General features: G+C 53.1%; 14 protein-coding genes. 11 read left to right on the top strand and 3 right to left on the bottom strand.

The window, feature by feature from the left end; genetic code table 11:
* Positions 1 to 122 precede the first annotated feature (122 nt).
* The 5 genes from ACFSUF_RS17615 to ACFSUF_RS17595 all read left to right on the top strand — a co-directional run bounded on the left by ACFSUF_RS17615 (position 123) and on the right by ACFSUF_RS17595 (position 3,830).
* The gene (locus ACFSUF_RS17615) at positions 123 to 434 is read left to right on the top strand and encodes a DUF485 domain-containing protein (protein ID WP_377604871.1); all 312 of its coding nucleotides are present in this window, start codon (positions 123 to 125) and stop codon (positions 432 to 434) included.
* On the top strand, positions 431 to 1,951 hold the full coding sequence (locus ACFSUF_RS17610; protein ID WP_377604869.1) for a solute symporter family protein: 1,521 nt from the start codon (positions 431 to 433) through the stop codon (positions 1,949 to 1,951). The genes ACFSUF_RS17615 and ACFSUF_RS17610 overlap by 4 nt, the downstream gene beginning before the upstream one ends.
* 447 nt (positions 1,952 to 2,398) lie before the next feature.
* A complete protein-coding gene (locus tag ACFSUF_RS17605; RefSeq protein ID WP_377604867.1) occupies positions 2,399 to 2,806 on the top strand; it encodes a hypothetical protein in 408 nt (135 codons plus the stop codon).
* A gap of 22 nt (positions 2,807 to 2,828) precedes the next feature.
* Positions 2,829 to 3,068 carry a hypothetical protein gene (locus tag ACFSUF_RS17600; RefSeq protein ID WP_377604865.1) on the top strand — a complete coding sequence of 80 codons (240 nt, stop codon included), beginning with the start codon at positions 2,829 to 2,831 and terminating at the stop codon, positions 3,066 to 3,068.
* 9 nt (positions 3,069 to 3,077) lie between these two features.
* Positions 3,078 to 3,830: a DUF1361 domain-containing protein gene (locus ACFSUF_RS17595; protein ID WP_377604863.1), complete on the top strand. Its 753-nt coding sequence runs from the start codon at positions 3,078 to 3,080 to the stop codon at positions 3,828 to 3,830.
* A 301-nt stretch (positions 3,831 to 4,131) separates the two neighbouring features.
* On the opposite strand, the gene trxA is transcribed toward ACFSUF_RS17595, so the two are convergent.
* The 3 genes from trxA to ACFSUF_RS17580 all read right to left on the bottom strand — a co-directional run bounded on the left by trxA (position 4,132) and on the right by ACFSUF_RS17580 (position 6,166).
* Positions 4,132 to 4,449: a thioredoxin gene (gene trxA / locus ACFSUF_RS17590; RefSeq protein ID WP_377604860.1), complete on the bottom strand. Its 318-nt coding sequence runs from the start codon at positions 4,447 to 4,449 to the stop codon at positions 4,132 to 4,134.
* Between the two features lie 227 nt (positions 4,450 to 4,676).
* A complete protein-coding gene (locus ACFSUF_RS17585) occupies positions 4,677 to 5,048 on the bottom strand; it encodes a MerR family transcriptional regulator (RefSeq protein ID WP_377604858.1) in 372 nt (123 codons plus the stop codon).
* A 911-nt stretch (positions 5,049 to 5,959) separates the two neighbouring features.
* The gene (locus tag ACFSUF_RS17580; RefSeq protein ID WP_377604856.1) at positions 5,960 to 6,166 is read right to left on the bottom strand and encodes a hypothetical protein; all 207 of its coding nucleotides are present in this window, start codon (positions 6,164 to 6,166) and stop codon (positions 5,960 to 5,962) included.
* A gap of 226 nt (positions 6,167 to 6,392) precedes the next feature.
* Between ACFSUF_RS17580 and ACFSUF_RS17575 the strand changes: the two genes are divergently transcribed.
* From ACFSUF_RS17575 to ACFSUF_RS17550, 6 genes are all read left to right on the top strand, one after another.
* On the top strand, positions 6,393 to 7,286 hold the full coding sequence (locus tag ACFSUF_RS17575) for a cation diffusion facilitator family transporter (RefSeq protein WP_377605286.1): 894 nt from the start codon (positions 6,393 to 6,395) through the stop codon (positions 7,284 to 7,286).
* Between the two features lie 294 nt (positions 7,287 to 7,580).
* Positions 7,581 to 8,300 (top strand): YebC/PmpR family DNA-binding transcriptional regulator, encoded by a 720-nt coding sequence (locus tag ACFSUF_RS17570; RefSeq protein ID WP_377604854.1) that lies wholly within the window; start codon positions 7,581 to 7,583, stop codon positions 8,298 to 8,300.
* Positions 8,301 to 8,517: 217 nt separating this feature from the next.
* Positions 8,518 to 10,344, top strand: a complete 1,827-nt coding sequence (locus ACFSUF_RS17565; RefSeq protein WP_377604851.1) for an APC family permease — start codon at positions 8,518 to 8,520, stop codon at positions 10,342 to 10,344.
* Positions 10,345 to 10,471: 127 nt separating this feature from the next.
* The gene (locus ACFSUF_RS17560) at positions 10,472 to 12,250 is read left to right on the top strand and encodes a cache domain-containing sensor histidine kinase (RefSeq protein WP_377604849.1); all 1,779 of its coding nucleotides are present in this window, start codon (positions 10,472 to 10,474) and stop codon (positions 12,248 to 12,250) included.
* Positions 12,228 to 13,655, top strand: a complete 1,428-nt coding sequence (locus tag ACFSUF_RS17555) for a response regulator transcription factor (RefSeq protein ID WP_377604847.1) — start codon at positions 12,228 to 12,230, stop codon at positions 13,653 to 13,655. The genes ACFSUF_RS17560 and ACFSUF_RS17555 overlap by 23 nt, the downstream gene beginning before the upstream one ends.
* Before the next feature lie 217 nt (positions 13,656 to 13,872).
* Complete coding sequence (locus ACFSUF_RS17550; RefSeq protein ID WP_377604845.1) at positions 13,873 to 15,597, top strand: extracellular solute-binding protein; 1,725 nt, start codon at positions 13,873 to 13,875, stop codon at positions 15,595 to 15,597.
* Positions 15,598 to 15,626 lie beyond the last annotated feature (29 nt).

Raw genomic sequence — 15,626 nt, 5'->3', positions numbered from 1 at the left:
ACCTTGAAACCCGGGGCTTGAACACAACGGTATTCTAAAACGAGACTTCGGTGTATATGTATATTGAAGCGCTTACATATTGTGCTGCCATGAAAGGTTACTATCCAAACGGAGGGATCGACATGGAAACCAAGACAGACTATGGCCAGATCGCGAGGTCCAGAAGCTTTAAGCTGCTGATGCGACGCAAAAAACGTTTTTTGTTCCCGATGACCGCTTTTTTCCTGATCTTTTACTTCCTGCTTCCTGTGCTGACTTCGTATACGGATGTTCTGAATGAACCGGCGCTGGGGCCGATCAGCTGGGCTTGGGTGTTTGCATTTGCCCAATTTGTGATGACCTGGACGCTTTGTATTGTGTATTCGCGCAAGGCTGCGCGGTTCGATGAGGACGTGGAACGGATCCGGGAAGAGGCGGGGAGGGAGCGGGTATGAATACGACGGCTTTTATTCTGTTTTTGGCCATTGTTGCGATTACGCTGCTGATTACCTATTATGCATCTCTGAAAACCAAAAGCACGAGCGAATTCTACACCGGAGGCGGCGGGCTGACGGGCTGGCAAAACGGGCTTGCTATTGCGGGGGACTACATGTCGGCCGCTTCGTTTCTGGGGATCGCGGGCTCAATTGCGTTGGCCGGCTTTGACGGGTTCTTTTATAGTATTGGGTTCCTTGTCGCGTATCTGGTAGTGCTCTATTTGATTGCGGAGCCGCTGCGGAATTTAGGCAAATACACGATGGCGGACATGATAGCAGCAAGGTTCGATCAGGCCAAAATCCGCGGGGTAGCCGCACTGAACACGATTACGATCTCCACGTTCTATATGATTGCGCAGCTGGTAGGGGCGGGCAGTTTGATCAAGCTGCTGCTGGGGCTGGATGCAGTCACTTCGATCATTATCGTGGGCGTTCTGATGACGGTGTATGTGGTGTTTGGGGGCATGACGGCGACGAGCTGGGTGCAGATTACAAAAGCGGTGCTCCTCATGGGCGGTACGTTTATCATCTCGATGATCGTGTTTGCGAAGTTTCATTTTTCGCTGTATGAGATGTTCGAACATATGAAAACGGCGACTCCACTCGGCCAGGCGTTTCTAGACCCGGGCAATAAGTACAAAGTGCCGCTGGATACGCTGTCGCTGAACCTCGCGTTGGTACTGGGGACGGCGGGATTGCCGCATATTTTGATCCGCTTCTTCACGGTGAAGGATGCGCGGACGGCCCGCAGCTCGGTTGTTTACGCGACTTGGATTATCGGTATCTTCTACGTGATGACCGTGTTTCTTGGCTTCGGCGCAGCCGCTTTCGTCGGCGCGGATGCCATTACCGCACAGGATAAGGGCGGCAACCTTGCTGCGCCGCTGCTGGCGCAGGCGCTGGGCGGCGACTTCCTGTTCGCCTTCATCTCGGCGGTCGCCTTCGCGACCATCCTTGCGGTCGTGACCGGACTTGTGCTGTCGGCGGCTTCCGCCTTCGCGCACGACTTCTACGGCCACATCATCCGCAAGGGCGCGGCGACCGAGAAAGAACAGCTCAAGGCAGCACGCTGGGCGTCCGTCGGCGTCTCCGTCCTGTCTATCGTGCTTTCACTGTTCGCGATGAAGCTGAACGTCGCCTTCCTCGTGGCATTGGCCTTCGCGGTGGCGGCCAGCGCGAACTTGCCGGTGTTGATCTTCACCATCTTTTGGCGCCGATTCAACACGGCAGGGGCAATCACGGGCATGCTGACCGGCCTGCTCAGCGCCCTGATCCTGGTGGCCGCCAGTCCCAGCGTCTGGGGCCCAGCGGGCAAGGCCATCTTCACCGGCGAAGCCTGGTTCCCGCTGGCCAACCCCGGGATCGTCTCGATCCCCCTCGGGTTCCTCGGGGCCATCTTGGGCACGCTGTTTTCTTCGCGCGAGGATGCGAAGAAGTATACGGAGGTTGCGGTTAGGGCGAATACGGGGTTGTGAGATGAGAGTGGAGCCCGGCCGGGAGGCCAGGCTTTTTCTAATCGAGTTAGACTACGACAACCCTTTATAGTAGCTAGTACAAACAACAACATACGGTTACGCTACGTTGAGAGCGTCTGTGCAACTTCTTGGTCGGGCTAGCACCCTTGTTCCATGCAGAACCTTTTGATTTTTGCAAGGAGCGGGGTGTTTTGTTTTGCCTGCCGGGGACAATTTAGCTCTTCCGATGCAACCCTTTTAAGTAAAAATATGGTACCCTAAACAGAGGGAGATGCAGATGCGGTTTATGCCAGAAATGGCAGTACTCCTGATTGCCGGGCTTTGTTATAGTGTACTTTTGCTCAGCTGCATAGGAAGGAAGCGATTCAGCGCTCGAGTACGCTCTGGCTGGCTTTTGGCGGGATTCCGTGCGGATTTGTGTTTGAGCGGATGGCTGGTGTCGTTGTTTTGCTTACGTTCGTTTTACTCATCGCGGTGTTCAGAAGCCGGGGGAACGGGGGTATTCATAATCTGAACGTGCTGGGGCGGGGGCACCGGCCTTGGAGTTTAGCGGTTCGTTCGGTGCTGGAGACGCTGCGGGCCTTGTTGATTTTACTCATAGGTGAAGTGGCGGGGGCAAATCTCTTTTTTCGTTTATATCAAAGTTCAGGGATCGACACGGAGGGGCAGGTTATCTCTATAGTGCTTGCGGTGTTTGTTGCGGTTTTTATCATGTACCGAAATGTGTACCGTCCTGCGGGTTGGTATCCTTTTACGGATGAGCGGCCGCTTTCCCTGTGCTGGATGGCCATTTGGCTGGGGTTGTCCGGCGTGACGCTGGCGCTGCCGTTGTTTGCGGGAAGGATTTTATTTTGACTTGGATAAGGAGTGTTGAGTTATGGCAAGTTACGAGGAACAGGTGGAGCTGGCGGAACTTCGGGAGCGGGTCCGGGTATTGGAGCGGATGGATGCGGCCAAGCTGGAGTGGCAGGTCCGCCAGTTGCAAGAGAGAGTGGAGGAACTGGAGCAGGCGCGGCGGGGGATGCCGTTATGGCTTTGTTTTGTGCTGGGGTTTGCGGGGATAGGATGTTTCATGATACTTTCTTCTTTTATCGTAGGATTTATAGGAATGAGTTGATGTTGATCAATGGATGAACGTAAGGCTCACATTGTGGACAAGGGAGAAGGCAGGCGGACTTTTGGTGCAAAAGCAATCCTCATCCTTCTGCTGTTCCTCGGAACCGTGCTGTGTCTGGGACTGGGGCAGCATATCCGAACTTACACCGGGCGGAGCATCTATCTGTACTTGAATTGGGACATGTTCCTGGCTTGGGTGCCGATGGGACTGGCGTTGAGCTTGGAAGCGGCGTTTGTCATGCTGGCGAGGGTGAGGCTGCTGCGGGCGGCGGTTATGCTGGGCCTGGGTGGGCTGTGGCTGTTTTTTTACCCGAATTCGGGGTATTTGATTACAGATTTGCTGCATCCTTTTGTGCATTACAGGCCGGAACCGGGGCAGAGATTTGTTTGGGATATTGAATTTTGGCATCATTTGATGCTGTTTTTTTCGGCGGCCTGTATCGGGATTGTGCTGAGTTTTATTTCGCTTTTTTCGGTGCAGCGTCTGGTTCGGTTGTCGTTCGGGTCCCTGGCGAGCTGGTTGTTTGCCGTCATGGTGCTGGGAGCGAGCAGTATCGGGATCTACATAGGCCGTTTTGTGCGCTGGAACAGTTGGGACGTGTGGGTGCGGCCTCGGTATCTGCTGCAAGAAACGGTACGTATGTTCACGGAACGGGAGCAGTTAGAGCACATAGTGTCTTTTAGCGTGCTGATCTTCGCTTTTACGCTGATCGGGTATTTGGTGTTTTATGTAGCGGCGGGATTGCGGGGAAGGACGGAGTGAGAGGGATGGATGTAAGGAAAAAGAAAGCTTGATCGCGGCAGGGCTGGTGGTGGCGGTCTTGGTGTTTGCAATGCGGCATGGAGTCAAGGCACTGCCGAAATAGTAAAGGTGACGGCCGTGAACAACGCACGAATGAATGTACTAAATATGGAAGGGAAGTCTGCCACGGTGAGAATTCCCCCATATTGTATATAAGTTGATTGAGCCCGGTAAGGTGTATTTTGTAAACTATTTCATGCTGTCCGTTAGAGTGTGACGCATATGAAAGAGCGCAGCAGGCACTTCCGCTGCGCTCTTGCTGTTACATGTACCGCGCGAGCACGGCGCGGTACGCTGCCTTGGGGCGCAGGCCGACCAGCTTGTCGACGGGAACTCCGTCCCGGAAGACAAGCACGGTCGGCATCGACATCACGCCGAATGCGGCGGCTGTCTCCTGCGCCTGGTCCACGTCCACCTTGTACATGGTGACGTGGCCCTCCAGCTCCTGCTGCAGCTCTTCCAGCTGCGGCAGGAGCACTTTGCACGGCGGGCACCAAGCCGCCGTGAAGTCCACCAGCGCCAGCCCGTCGGCGGGCAGCGCGGTGCTGAAATCCTGATCGCTCAAAGCTCGAATCGTCATAGCCGATTCCTCCTTCAAAATATGGTTTGTTCTCTATGCGCCAACTTTATCTCCACTATCCTACTGAACCGTTCACACTGACTAACTCGGTCTTGCCAATCGAATCCATCTACACTAACTAACTTCACTTTGCCAACCTAACCCGTTACACTAATTAACTCCGTCTTACCAACTGAACCCGTTACACTAACTAACTCCGTCTTACCAACCAAAACCCGCCACACTCACTAACTCCCGCTCACACTTTCCGGATTCTCCCGCCGAATCGACTCCATGCGTTCCTCCAGGTTGAGCTTTATCGAGCTCAGCAGCCGGATCTGTTCATTAATTTCGTTCAATTTCTGCTGATACACCGGCATAATTTCCGCGCAGAACGCTTCTTTGTTCTTCATCACACAATGCAAAAATCCCGAAATCTGCTCCGTAGTCAAACCCAGCTCCAAATAAAATTTGATTGTCCTTACCTGCTCAACCATGAGGCTGTGGTATTCCCGGTACCCGTTCCCGCCGCGGACAGGATGGAGCAGGCCTTGTTCCTCGTAGTACCGGATGGAGCGAACGCTGACCCCTGTCGCCTTAGCTAACTCACCAATTTTCATATAAAAGCAACTCCCTGCAGAGAAGTAACTAATTGAAGTATAAAGTATCACATTAGTGTGAGGGTCAAGTGGTAATTGTGGAACTTTTGCTGAAAAGGCGGAGGTTACCCGAAAACTGCCACATACCCTGACTAGAAGTAGAAGTTACTCGACAACTATCGCATACCAAGACTGGAAAAGTAGAAGTTACTCGAAACTGCCACATACCCTGGCTGAAATATTGTACTTTGTACAACATTTGACCGCTGAAAAAGGTGTGTTTACTTCAAATATTGCACTTTGTACAACATTCTGCCGCTCTGAGGGACTCCATGGCTCCCAAATGTTGTAGAAAGTACAACACATTGCCTTTCAAAGGCCATTTCGGCCCCGAAAGTTGTACAAAGTACAACTCTTGCCGCTCGCAGGCCCTCTCGGGTCCCAAATGTTGTACAAAGTACAACTCTTGCCGCTCGCAGGCCCTCTCGGGTCCCAAATGTTGTACAAAGTACAACTCTTGCCGCTCGCAGGCCTTCCCGGATCCGAAATGTTGTACAAAGTACAACACGTTGCCGCTCGCATGCATCCCGGGTCCCAAATGTTGTACAAAGTACAATTCTTGCCGCTCGCAGGCATCCCGGGTCCGAAATGTTGTATAAAGTACAAGATATTGCCGTCCGCGGCCCATCCGGCAACACAGCTGCTGCATAATCTGCACTGGGTACCTGTCTTTCCACTCCGCCAGCTCTACAACCAAGCATAAAAACACAAAAGGAAGGGATAACTATGATAGTTAATCCCTTCCTTCTTCAATTCGCCTTAGCTTCCGCCCTTGGCCTCCGCCCGTGGCTTCCGCCTTGGCCTCCGCCCGTGGCTTCCGCCTTGGCCTCCGCCCGTGGCTTCCGCCTTGGCAACCGCCGATAGCGTCAGCCCTAGCTTCCGCCGGTGCGGCGGCGCTGGTTGTTCGGCTTTTTCGTATTCTGGCTTGTCAGCTTCTTGGAACCGGAGTTCGGGTCGAAACCGCCTTTGGGCTGGTTCTGCGCCGCTTTCTTCTGCTCCAGCTTGCGCTTAATGGCTTCCTGAAGAGAAACTTTCTTCGGTTCGCCTGTTTGTCCTTCCGGGTTTTGATTCTCGGTCATAAGTAACACCTTCCTTACTATATGCGGATGCCCTCATTGTAATGGTTTTCAAGGGCCAGTTCAAGGGGAACCATCGTTGTAACGAAAGTTGGACGGCGGTCAACCTGTTTCCCAAGCGCCACAAACCTACCCGGAACTAACATTGTTTCTCTAGACCCACACGGTTCGCGTTTGATACCATGGCTAAGAATTGTTCAAGTGCTTACGGAGGTGCGGAAAATTGGAAATGTACAGCGATATCAAAAAAGGGGAACGGGGCGCATGGATCAGCATCGGCGCCTACATTGTTCTTTCCCTGTTCAAGGTCATCAGCGGATACTTCGGAAAATCCGAGGCTCTGATCGCGGACGGAGTCAACAACATGACGGATATAGTGGCTTCGGTAGCAGTGCTGATTGGCCTGAAAATCTCCCAAAAACCGCCCGACAAAGACCACCCTTACGGACATTTCCGGGCCGAGACGATTGCTGCGATGGTCGCTTCCTTTATTATGGCTACCGTCGGACTTCAGGTGTTGATTACGGCGGTGCGATCATTTTTTGACACGACCCGGGAGGAACCTGAGTTTTTCGGCGTATGGGTTGCGCTGTTGTCTGCGGGGGCCATGTTCCTGGTGTATTTCTACAACCGCAGACTTGCCGCCCAAATCAACAATCAGGCGCTGAATGCGGCCGCTCAGGATAACAAGTCTGATGCTCTGGTGAGTATAGGGGCTGCTGTGGGTATTGCGGGCGCTTCCCTCGGACTGTGGTGGCTGGACCCGTTGGCCGCGCTGCTGGTCGGCTGCATCATCCTGAAGACAGCGTGGGAAATTTTCAAGGACACAACGCATGCGTTGACGGACGGATTTGACATCGCCCAATTGAGCGAACTCCGAACTACCGTCAAAAATACCGAAGGTGTCCGCGCTATCAAAGATATCCGCGGCAGGGTGCATGGCAACCATGTGCTGGTGGACGTCATCGTTCAGGTCGATCCGGAACTATCGCTGATCCGCGGCCATGAAATCAGCGACGAAATTGAGCGGCAGATGAAGCAAGAGCATAACGTGATGTATATCCATGTCCATGTGGAGCCATATATTCCGGATGCGTCCGCCGGACCGCAGAACATTCATTAGTAGGCAGAAACCTTGGCCCTCTTCCTTCCGTCAGAATCATAAAGCGGAAAAGGGGGCTGTTCCATGTCCAAAAAGTTTCCTATTACCTATGGCTTCGCCCTGACAAAACCAGTGGTCCCTCGTCAACAAGGCGGAAACCAGCACCATGTACCGTATTCCGGAGCTGTTGACCCGGCGGCTTCAAACACTTTTGTCCCAATCCTAGAATTTACTACCCAACGGTTTCCCGCTATAATGGTACAAGGTGTTTAGTTGGAACATGTCCAAATTTATATAAAAAGCGAGTGAGAACCTATGGGCCGCAAGTGGAACAATATTAAGGAAAAAAAGGCGTCGAAGGACGCGAACACGAGCAGAATTTATGCCAAGTTCGGCGTTGAAATTTATGTAGCCGCAAGACGGGGCGAGCCGGATCCGGAATCGAACCAGGCGCTGAAGTTCGTTTTAGAGCGTGCGAAAACTTATAACGTACCTAAAGCGATTATCGACCGTGCGATCGAGAAGGCCAAGGGCGGCGGGGAAGAGAACTACTCCGAACTGCAGTATGAGGGCTTTGGCCCGAACGGCTCGATGGTGATCGTGGATGCGCTGACGAATAACGTGAACCGTACGGCTTCCGATGTGCGTTCCGCCTTCACCAAGAACGGCGGGAACCTGGGCGTGAGCGGTTCCGTGAACTATATGTTCGACAAGACGGCTGTTTTTGGTATCACAGGCAAAACAGCCGAAGAAACACTGGAACTCCTGATGGAAGCGGACATTGAGGTGCGCGATATCCTTGAAGAGGAGGACGCCGTGATCGTGTACGCCGAGCCGGACGAGTTCCATGCTGTGCAGCAGGCGTTCCGCCAGGCGGGCATTACCGAATTTACGGTAGCAGAGCTGACCATGCTTCCGCAAAACTATGTAGAATTGGCACCGGATGCGCAAGTGCAGTTCGACAAGCTGATCGACGCGCTGGAAAGCCTGGACGATGTGCAGCGGGTGTACCACAACGTGGACTCGGAAGACTAAAAAAACGGTTACATTGGCGAAACTTCCTTTCTTTCCTTCATGGCATGATGTGCATGGGGGGGAAGGGAGTTTTTTCGTTTGTTTGCTTGCATTCTAGGGGCATCTGCGCGTTTTACATTGGGTTAGGGCAGCAGTATGATAAGTATCGGTAAGTGCCCGTTTTATATTTCCAAAAGCAGGGTATTCTATAGTTAATCAAAATTTGGCGGTGATTGTTTTGTTATCCTCTATTAAAAGATTTCTCATCGGGCGCCCTCTAAAATCGAACGAACTCGGGGAGCAGAAGCTGAACAAGACGAAAGCGCTGGCTATCCTGTCCTCGGATGCGCTGTCTTCCGTAGCTTACGGTCCGGAGCAGATCTTACTTGTACTAGTTACCGTCAGTGCAGCTGCGTTCTGGTATTCGATCCCGATTGCAGCAGGTGTGTTGGTATTATTGTTGGCACTTATATTGTCCTACAGGCAGATTATTTTCGCTTATCCTCACGGGGGAGGGGCATATGTCGTTTCCAAAGAGAATTTAGGCATATACCCGGGCTTAATTGCCGGCGGCTCGCTGCTGGTGGACTATATCCTTACGGTAGCGGTAAGCGTATCGGCAGGTACGGATGCGATTACGTCGGCGTTTCCGACCCTTCACGAATATACCGTGCCGATCGCGATCTTGTTTGTCCTGTTCATTACCACTTTAAATTTAAGAGGAGTCACTGAATCGGCTTCTATTTTGGCTTATCCGGTGTACCTGTTCGTTCTTGCGCTATTTATCATGATTGGTGTAGGGGTGTTCCGGGTGTTGAACGGGGACGTTCCGCCGGAGCTGCACACGCCGGTCGGGACGCCTATTGCAGGGATTAGCCTGTTTCTGCTGCTGAGGGCTTTTGCTTCGGGGAGCTCGGCGTTAACTGGCGTCGAGGCAATCTCGAATGCGATTCCTAACTTTAAGGACCCGGCTCCTAACAATGCGTCCAAAACTCTGATGGCGATGGGCACGCTGTTAGCTGTACTGTTTACCGGTATCGTATTTCTGGCCTATCAGTACGGGGTAGTTCCGAAGGAAGAAGTTACCGTAGTTTCGCAGATTGCGGAGCATACGTTCGGAAGGAACTTCATGTATTTCTTCATCCAAGGCACTACGGCGCTGATTTTGATTTTGGCCGCGAATACAGGGTATTCGGCGTTCCCGCTGCTGGCGGTGAATTTGGCCAAAGACAAGTTCATTCCGCGCATGTTCACAGCCCGGGGCGACCGGCTGGGGTACTCGAACGGGATTATTATTCTGGGCCTCTTTTCGATCCTGCTGATTATTGTGTTTAAAGGAAAAACAGAGCAGCTCATTCCGCTGTACGCTGTAGGCGTATTTATTCCATTTACCCTGTCCCAAAGCGGGATGATGATCAAATGGCTGCGGGAAAAACCGGCAGGCTGGATCCCAAAGTTTATTATTAACACCATCGGTGCGGTCATCAGTTTTGTCGTGTCGATGATGTTCTTTTTGACCAAATTTTCGCAAGTGTGGCCCGTGCTGGTGTTCCTGCCTGCGATCGTCTTCCTGTTCCACCGGATCCTCAAGCATTACGAGTCGGTCGGAGATCAGCTGCGGCTGACTACATGTGAGCCGATTGTGCCGATTGAGGGGAACGTTATTATTGTGCCGGTCTCGGGGATCACCCATGTGGTCGAGCATTCCCTGGATTACGCCAAGTCGCTCAAGCCCCATCAGATTATTGCAGTGTACGTGCCGTTTGAGCGGGAGGAAGAGGAAGCGTTCGAGCGTAAATGGGAAAGCTGGCAGCCGGATGTGCGCCTGGTTACGCTGCATTCGCCTTACCGGAGCGTCATTCAGCCGTTGACGAAATTTATCGATACGGTGCAGCGCAAGGCAGCGGAGTCCAACTACCAGGTGACCGTCATCATACCGCAGTTCATTCCCAAAAAAGGCTGGCACAACATCCTCCATAACCAGTCGAGCCTGTTCATCCGGGCGCGGTTGCTGTACAGCCGGAATCTCATTGTGACTACAGTGCCTTATCATTTGAAAAAGTAACGTTATAACATCCCGCCAATATGCAGAGCTGATGCTCATGCGCTTGGCGGGATTTTTCTTTTGTCCAGAACCGCTTATCTATGGTTTAATTTAATTAACCGCGTTAACGGTTAAGGGGGCATACACGATGAAGATGGCTTGGATGCAGCAGGTCAAACAGGCGCTCTACCGGAACAAGCTCGTATATTCGCTGCGAAGCCGGATGACGGCCGCCTTTTTGCTGAGTTCGTTCATCACCTTCGCGCTGGTCAGTTCCGCTTCTTACTATACGATGTACTCGATTTTATATAACAAAATAGAAAAAGGCATCCAGATCACCCTCGATCAAGTTACCAAAGAGATGGATGCGAATATGGACAATCTCATCTCCGTATCGCAGCAGCTGAGCTACGGCGGGGTGGTGTCCAATGATTTGTTCAATTTTATGTCGACCGACAGCTTTTCATCCAAAAGAACGCACTACGACAACATCACCAGCTACCTGAACCTGATCGACTTCACGAATCCGAATGCGGGGCTGCATTTCTATTATAATGCTGTGACGGAGCAGCCGCTTTTTTCCAATAACAAGGTAGATAAGGGGTTTTCTTCACGAGGGGACCGTTTGCCGGTGTTGACGGACAAAACGCTGTACACGTTCTACGGGCCTCACAAAACGTTTGTGGACGGCGGGGAAAGTATGGTGCTGTCGCTGATCCGGCCCGTTGACTTATATGGTGAATTCAATTTGAAACTGTATTTGGAGACGAATTTGAATGCGCTTACGAACACATTGAAGCAGAATCAGCTCGGCATGGACATCGGGTATGTGCTGGTGAACAACCAGGGCGGCATTGTGTACAGCGATCGGCCGGCGGATTTTAAAGTGGGTGCAGTGTACGAGGGGGGGCGCCCGAAGCTGGATGATGCTTATGTGTTTGGGAGCAAAAGCCGCTATGGCTGGGAGCTGTTGGGCACGTTCAACAAAAGCGTGTTTAACCAGGAAATCCGCAGCTGGGCGCTTCGTATGGCGGTGTTGGGCGTGGTGCTGATGCTCGTGAGCCTGTTGGCGGGCTATCTGGTGTGGCGGGCGGTGTATAAGCCGATCCGGCTGTTCCGTAAAGAGATCGGGATGATCTCGTCAAGCAATTTTGACTCGACGCCGGAGCGGACGAATATCGTGGAGTTTGACGGGGTGCTGAAGCAGTTTCAGTCGATGAAACAGAATATCCAGGAGCTGTTGGCGGAGGTTCAGCAAAAAGAGTTCGACAAGCGCCAGCTCGAAGTCGATAAGCTGCTGTCGCAGATCAACCCGCATTTTTTGTACAACACGTTAAATACCGTTCAATGGATGGCGCGGGCCGAGGGGCAAAAGCCGATCGTGCAGCTGGTTACGCAGCTGACCCGTGTGTTGAGGTACAATTTGGGGAAAGAGGGCTCCATTGTCACCGTAGAACAGGAAGTGTCGGCTTTGCGGGATTATGTAGCCATACAGCTCGTCCGCAACGATTATCAGTTTGAGGTACAGTACCGGATTGACGAGCGGGCGGAGGGGGTGGCGATTCCCCGGTTTATTTTGCAGCCGCTGGTGGAGAACGCGATTTATCACGGATTGGAAGAAGGGGAAGGTACGATCGAGGTGAGTGTGCTCTCAACTTTGGAAGGTACGGTGCAGGTGTCTGTGCGCGATAACGGCAGAGGGTTGTCGGAGAACAAGATGGCGGAGCTGTTGGAGGGGACGAAGGAACGGGATCATGAAGTGGGCTTGGGCATCGGTCTCAACTACGTGAACAAAATGCTGGAAGTCCATTACGGCGAATCCTGCAAACTTCATATGCACAGCCGCAAGGGAGAAGGCACCGTCTACAGCTTCGAAATTCCTGACAACAGGGGGGAACTGGGCTATGAGAAAAGTACTGGTAGTTGACGATGAGAAATTGGTCCGGCAGGGAATCATTACGACGTTTCCATGGGAGCGGCACGGTTTTAGAATAGCGGGTGAGGCAGCCAATGGGGATAAGGCGTTGGCGGTGTTGGAGCGGGAACAGGTGGACCTGCTGGTCACGGATTTGGCCATGCCGGGGATGTCGGGCCTGGAATTGATCAAGCGGGTCCGGTCGTTGTACGGCGATATGCCGGTAGTCATTCTTACATGCCATGATAACTTTAAATATATCCAGGAAGCGATGCGGCTTGGCGTGCTTGATTATATTGTCAAAACGGAGCTGGAGGACGACACCGTTGAGGAGACGCTGGTGCGGATTGCGGAGAAACTGCGCGGCGAGGGGGAAGAGGCGGAGGCAGCAGCGTTGGGTGCCGAGAAAACTGTGGAATCCGTTCAGCAAAGTGCGCTGCTTCTATGTGCCCGAAAGCGCGGTGTCCATCCCGCGGAGCTCGTTGGCAGCACTGTAGCTGCAGAGCGCGGAGCGGAGCAGAAGGAGCTCGGCCTGGCAGCCTGGGTGCTGGTGACGACGGCTGCGGAGGCAGAAGCGCTGCTTACGGAGGCCGCGTTCAGGCAGACCGGGGACGGTTGGGTTATAGTCCATCTCACCGATCTTCCGGAAGAGATGGGGGAGAGCGAGTGGGCCGCCATCCGCCGCTTCCGTTCGGGCCGGTTATTTTACGAGGAGGATGCGGGGTCATCGGGTCGGCTTTCCTTTGCGGAGCTTCTTCTGGAACTGTCAAAAGACTCCGCACCGCAGCCGGAGACCGGTACGGTGCAGCTTTGGCGGGATGCGGTCTGGGTCCACGAGGAGGAAGCGTTTCAGCGTTTGCTGCGTACGACCCGGGAAACCGATCTAGAGGAGGCTGCTTTGAAAAGCCTGCTGTACCAGATCGCGCTGGATTGGGACAGCCTGCTGAAGCTGCCGGATTTGCAGCGTTTGGTATCAGGCCTGGAGGATGTATTGTTCTGGCGGGACGCTATTGGGTGGCTGGAAGGCCTGCGGGCTCAGATTACGCAGAAGATTCACCAGAACGCATCGAAGCCGATCGCCGAATGCATTTTCCGGGCGATTGAGGCGCTGAAGGCCCAGCCGGATCTGGAGATCAGCGAATCGGACATTGCCAAAATCGCCAACATGAGCCGCGGCTACTTCAGCAAATGCTTCAAGAAAGTCACCGGCCAGTCCTACGGTGAATACGTAAAGCTGCTTCGCTTGGAACGCGCCAAGCGCCTGCTGCTGCAAACCGACGAACCCATGATGCGCGTCGCCGAGCGCTGCGGCTTCAAGGACTACCGCTACTTCAGCCGTGTGTTCCGGGACTATACCGGCATTCTGCCGAACGAGTACCGCAAGGGGACACCGCAGATGAAGCGGGGAGTAAAATAATCTAATGGTGAGCCTTGGGCGGACACGGATCTGCTTAGGGCTCTTTGTGTTGGCAGCTACCTAGCCTCCAAGTGTGAATCCTGTCATCTCCCTGTGCACAGGATTCCACCTTACTGAGCATCAATGTGCATAGAAAGCGCTTCCTGAGAGGAGTATCATGGTAATACAAACATGAAGCGCTTACAAAATACGAACCAGACAGAAGGGCGGTATTCCATTGAATAAGAGACAAATGTATAAAATCTCCGCAGCGGCGATGATCGCTATGACGCTCCTTGTAACGTCGGCATGCTCAGGTTCCAATAGCAATGACAATGCTGCTTCGGGAAACAGTTCGAACGGGGCCAATCAACCCGCTAACCAGAATGCAAACAACGGAGCGCAGGAAGCCAAAGACCCGTTCGGTCCGCTGGCTGAGAAAACGGAGGTCAGCATTTTCATGAATGAGCCGGACGGGGGGCCGAAAGCGCTCGACCTGCCTGATGGCGAAACGGTGCTCAGCAACCGGTACACCAAAGCTTTGTCTGAAAAGCTGAATATTGAAGCGAAATTCCCGGTTGTCGTAAAAGGCGCGGCAGGCACGGAAAAAACAAACTTGATGATCGCCAGCAACGACATTACCGATATTATTTTGGTCAACTATACGCAATACCTGCAAATGGTGAAATCGGACATGGTGGAGGACCTAACCGATGTGTACAACGAGTACGCGAGCCCAGCGCTGAAAGAAGTGCTGCAGACCGACGAAGGAAAAGCCCTCGAACTGGCTACCATCGACGGCAAGCTGTACGGCATACCTTCCATGGGCACGACGCATAACTCCGATCCGCTGATCTGGCTTCGCAAAGACTGGCTTGATAAGTTAGGCCTGAAGCCGCCGACAACGGTTGACGAGCTGACCCCGATCCTGAAGGCCTTCGTGGAAAAAGATCCGGACGGCAACGGCAAAAAAGACACCGCCGGACTAGCCACAGCCCAAGGCTTTACGGGAGCTACCGCGGCTATGTACGGGTTGGATCCTTATTTTGACTATCAGAAATCATATGTGCGCAACTGGGTGAAAGGCGAGGACGGCACGATCCAATACGGATCCATCCAACCGCAGACCAAAGACGCTCTGGCTAAGCTGCGCGACCTGTATTCCCAAGGGCTGATTCCGCGCGAGTTCGCCATCCTGAAAGTGGAGCAGGCTACCGAGCAGGTCGTTTCGGGTAAAGCAGGAGCCTTCTTCGGACCGTGGTGGTCCGGCTGGAGCCCGTTGAATGACGCGATAAAAACCGATCCGTCCGCCGACTGGCAGGCTTACGCCCTGAAGGACATCGACGGCAAAGCGACAGCAAAGCAAGAGACGCCGATCGGCTCTATCGCGGTCGTGAAGAAAGGCTTTAAGCATCCGGAAGCACTGGTCAAAATCATCAACTACGAATACCAAGTGACGTTGGACGATCCATCCAAAGCAGGCGGAGACCCGTATGCCGGACTGCCGCTGCCGAACTTCCATGCACAGCCGGTGCCAATTCCTCTGTGGAGAGCGGACTCCGTCATTCTGGACAGCAAGGGCATCCTGGCTGCATCCAAAGGCGAGCCGCTTCCTGAAGTAGCCGCAGCTACCGCTGAGAACTACAAGAAGATGGGCGAGCTATGGGCCAAAGGCATCGACTGGTTGAAGAAGAATCCGGACAGCTTCGCGGAGCCGTTCTCGCGGATCGTCGGTGTGAAGCCGATCATCGAGAACGATATCCAGCCAATCTACAGCGAGTTCTACGGTTCCACCAAAACGATGGAACGCCGCATGACCAACCTGGATAAACTCGAAATCGATGCGATGATCAAAATCATTACCGGCGAAAAGCCTATTGAATACTTCGATGAATTTGTGACCCAGTGGAAGAAGATGGGCGGCGACCAGATTACCGAAGAAATTAACGAGTCTATGAAATAGGAACATTATGCACACTCCATAACCAAAAG

The sequence above is a fragment of the Paenibacillus gansuensis genome (genome assembly GCF_042684925.1).
Lineage (GTDB): Bacteria > Bacillota > Bacilli > Paenibacillales > DY6 > Paenibacillus_N > Paenibacillus_N gansuensis.
The sequence above is the reverse complement of the archived record's forward strand: the minus strand, read 5'-3'. Positions and strand labels throughout refer to the sequence as shown.